The organism is Mesorhizobium sp. M7A.F.Ca.CA.002.05.1.1 (assembly GCF_003998335.1).
Taxonomy (GTDB): domain Bacteria; phylum Pseudomonadota; class Alphaproteobacteria; order Rhizobiales; family Rhizobiaceae; genus Mesorhizobium.
On record NZ_RZQI01000613.1, the window covers coordinates 1 to 3,670 of the forward strand.

Annotated in this window: 4 protein-coding genes; all 4 read left to right on the forward strand. The window is 57.0% G+C overall.

What is annotated here, in order from left to right:
- On the forward strand, positions 1–578 hold a 578-nt coding region (locus EN939_RS25075), incomplete at its 5' end, for a hypothetical protein (RefSeq protein ID WP_164751202.1).
- A 67-nt stretch (positions 579–645) separates the two neighbouring features.
- Complete coding sequence (locus EN939_RS25080; protein ID WP_127270495.1) at positions 646–1,941, forward strand: hypothetical protein; 1,296 nt, start codon at positions 646–648, stop codon at positions 1,939–1,941.
- A gap of 72 nt (positions 1,942–2,013) precedes the next feature.
- Entirely contained in the window at positions 2,014–2,805 is a 792-nt protein-coding gene (locus EN939_RS25085; RefSeq protein ID WP_127270497.1) for a class I SAM-dependent methyltransferase, read from the forward strand.
- Between the two features lie 391 nt (positions 2,806–3,196).
- A partial coding sequence (locus EN939_RS25090) for a glycoside hydrolase family 108 protein (RefSeq protein ID WP_127270499.1) occupies positions 3,197–3,670 on the forward strand: 474 nt, incomplete at its 3' end.

The following is a 3,670-nucleotide window of genomic DNA, read 5'->3' on the forward strand; positions in this document are numbered from 1 at the left end:
ACACCCAGTCGCATGGCATCCGGTTCAACCTTTCCGTGGGCCAACGGCTGCGCAAAGCCAGTCTCAGGGACATCGCCCTGAAAAACTCGACCTCCATTGGCGTTGCTTTTCGGGTAAGCACCGGCGGCGTGATAGACGAAATGCTGGTCGATGGCTTTGACATGACGGAATGGGTTGGTGATGGCACCGGCAGTTCCATCACGGCCGGCATCGCGACCAGGTTTATTGGCGGCAACAATCCCGGCCTGCAGGGGACGTCGAGTGTGCCGACCAATCTGACCGTCAACACAACGCTGTCCGGGCTTCACAACCGGGCACTCTGCCACAACAACGGGGCCGGCGGGACGCGGACACATACGCTGCCGCCTGCCGTGCCTGGCCTTCGGATCGGCTTTGCCGGAGTACACGCAACCCATGTCATGAACATCGAGCCCAACGGGACGGACACGATCAAGGGCGGCGGTGCAGGAAAATATCTCATTCTCGATCCCGGCGAGCGTGTAACCCTGGAGGCATACGCAACGGGCTCATGGGTGGTCAGCGCGACAGTCGGCTGGGCGGGCGATTTCGAGTTGTAGACTTTGTCGTTGTGAATGACCGAATCGCCTAGGTTGCTTTTTTGATCCAAATGGACGAACGAAAGATATGGTGCTCGCTCTGTGGTCAATGGTGGCCGTGACCACCTTTATACTTGTGGCCCGCCACAATCGGGTTTCTGTTGTAGCGATTGGCTATGTCGGCCTTCTTGCTTATTCGGTGCCCGCGCTGATTGGCTTCACGCGACCTGTGAGCGCGAAAGGATTGGTGCCATATCTCGAGCCGGCGTCGTCGGAAGCAATTCTGGTGATGGTCGCTGCTTGGCTAGGGTTCGGGTTGGCGCTGCTGCTGATGCCTTCGTCTGTGGACGGGGGGCGTCCCCCTTGTTACCAGCTGCACCCGATGCGGGTCACCTGGTTCATTCGGTGCGCGCTGATCATTTCTTTAGCCTGCTATGCATGGATGGCAAACAGGGCTGGACTTGAGTGGTACGCGATGGAGCGTGCCGACATCTATGACGCCGTTGGTGGGCTCATTTCGATCGTGTGGCGTTGGGTCAGCGGCATCGGCCTTCTGGCATCGATCTATTTCGATAGGTTGTGGGGTCGCGGCGCTCGTATTTATCAAGCCATCTTTGCGTTAATGGTCGCACTTAATGCGATCGCGGGTGATCGGACTGTCCCGGTGATCTTGGCAATGGCGTTCGCCATCGTGTTGTTGTGGGAGTGGCCGATAACGAAGGCGGCCCTGCATTGGAAGGCATGGGCGATCGGGCTGGCGACGCTTGCGATCATCTTCTTTATGAAGCCCTTCTATCTGGCCTACAAACGCGACCTGCCGTTTGGCAGGATGCTGGCAGGCGGTTCTGATCCGATGGCTATGGTGGCCTCCTGGGAAGCCTTCGGCACTCATGAAAACATCGAAGGGCTGATTAGGAGTAGCACGACCTATCCATGGTGGAACACGGTTCGCGATACCTTGGCGCAACTGCTAATTCAGCCGTCGGCCTTCGGCTTTGACAGCACTGGGTTCAACACGGTGCTCCAGACCCAGATATTTTCGCAGGCGTTGTACGGCTTGGCTGGTACATTCTGGGGGCAGGCGTGGGCGATTGGTGGTATTCCCGTTGTGATCGTATTTGGGTTGATCTATGGCGGAGCGTTGGTGGCGTTGCACCATGCTTCGCTCAAAAGTAAGGGTATGTGGTTCTTCTTCTGGATCATCCTCGGCAGCGTGATAGGGGTCTATGCGCACCGGAATGCCTTGGAGAACGTTCTTGCGCAGGCACGGCAGCCATTCGTCGGTTTCGTGACGATTCAGGTCTTGGTGTGGGTACTGCTCTTCGGGCGCTTCCATACCAGCGTTCCGGCTGTTCCGATTGTGGGTCGAGACTACGGCAAATGAACTGATGTTGAGCAGCGCCTTGGGGGAGGCAAATGAACTGATATTGAGCAGCGCCTTGGGGGAGGCAAATGAATGGTGGAGCAGGTATATCTCGATCAGCAGCATGATCGTCTTGTATTCATCGACCGACCAGCCGACGAAGGATTCTGGGACGATCGTTGGGCGCAATCCCTAACAGCAGCGGACATTCGGAAAAAGAGCGTCTTTGTCCAGCATGTTACCCGAAAGTATTTAAGCCCGCCTGATCGAGTGATTGATGCAGGCTGCGGTGTGGCCAATACAGTCTTTGGGCTCCATCACGCAGGGTTCGAGGCTTACGGATTAGACTTTGCCCCCGTAACCATCGCTAGGATCAAAAAGCACGCCCCAGAACTTAATATCGTTCTCGGTGACGTGCGAGAAATGCCATTCGAGGATGCCTTTTTCGAAGGGGTGTGGTCCTTGGGGGTGATCGAACACTTCAAGGATGGTTACGCATCGATCATCGAGGAGGCACGCCGAGTGCTGAAACCTGGCGGACTCCTTTTCCTAACTGTCCCCAGCGTGTCGCCATTGAGGCGTCTAAAGATGCGGCTCGGTCGATACGAAGATGTGAGTGCCGCGGACATGGCCCGATTTTACCAATTTGCCTTCACCCCGAACGACACAATTAGAACGATCAGCGGGATGGGGTTCCGGCTTTTGGAAAGTCGGTCCAGGGGCGGATATCTGGGGTTGATGCGGGAGAGCAGCTTGTTAAAGCGCCTGCTTGAACCATTGTATGAGAGCCGGTCGCGACCGATGGTGACCTTACGACGCGCGATCGACTTAGTGATCAGCCCAGTATCCTTTCACACAAAGCTGTTCGTCTTCAAAAAGCACTAGCTGAAACTCGCTGAATTTCGAACTCCTATTGATCTTTATCCTGACGGAGCTTCTCATCGATGTCTCTCAGGCTTTTGTTGTACGCGCGCGTCTCTCGCCGCACCCCTATCGTGGCAATAACTACCCACGCGATGGAGAAGGCGCCGATGAGGACTCCTAAAACTAAATGTTTTATGTCAGGCATATGTGCTTTTACGCGCCCTAGGTGCGTCAATGACTTACCGAGCGCACGGGTCTCTTGCTGATACTCAGAATTTTAAAGTCTGTATCTGCCAACTTGGCGAATGATATCCAGAATCATAATCGCCCGCGTCAAACCTAACCTCCACCCGGCGAACATACCAAAAATCAAAAACTGAACAACTGCCCGGAAGGGCGGAAAGGAACCACCATGGACCGCAACTTCGCGCGGGCGCTTGCGCTTGTTCTCAAATCGGAAGGCGGCTGGTCGGACAATCCGGCTGACCCCGGCGGCGCCACCATGAAGGGCGTGACGCTTGCCAGCTTCCGTCGCTATGTGAAGGCCGACGCGACGAAGGCGGATCTGCGTGCGATCAGCGACGCGCAGGTCGCCACCGTCTATCGCCGCTTCTACTGGGACGCTGTGCTCGGCGCCGAATTGCCCGATGGCGTCGACCACGCTGTGTTCGATTTCGCCGTCAACAGCGGGCCTGGCCGGGCGGCCATATATTTGCAGGCGGCCGTCGGCGTTGCGCAGGACGGGCGGATCGGACCGGTCACCGTCGCGGCGGCCAAGGCAAAGCCGGCCGGTGTGACCATCGATGCGCTTTGCGATGCGCGGCTGGCGTTCCTCAAGCGGTTGCCGACATGGGCAACATTCGGGCGCGGCTGGTCCGATCGGGTC

What these genes read in the sequence shown, in the direction of transcription:
- EN939_RS25080 (WP_127270495.1), top strand. Translation starts at nt 646, where the DNA reads ATGGTGCTCGCTCTGTGGTCAATGGTGGCCGTGACCACCTTTATACTT.
- EN939_RS25085 (WP_127270497.1), top strand. Translation starts at nt 2,014, where the DNA reads ATGGTGGAGCAGGTATATCTCGATCAGCAGCATGATCGTCTTGTATTC.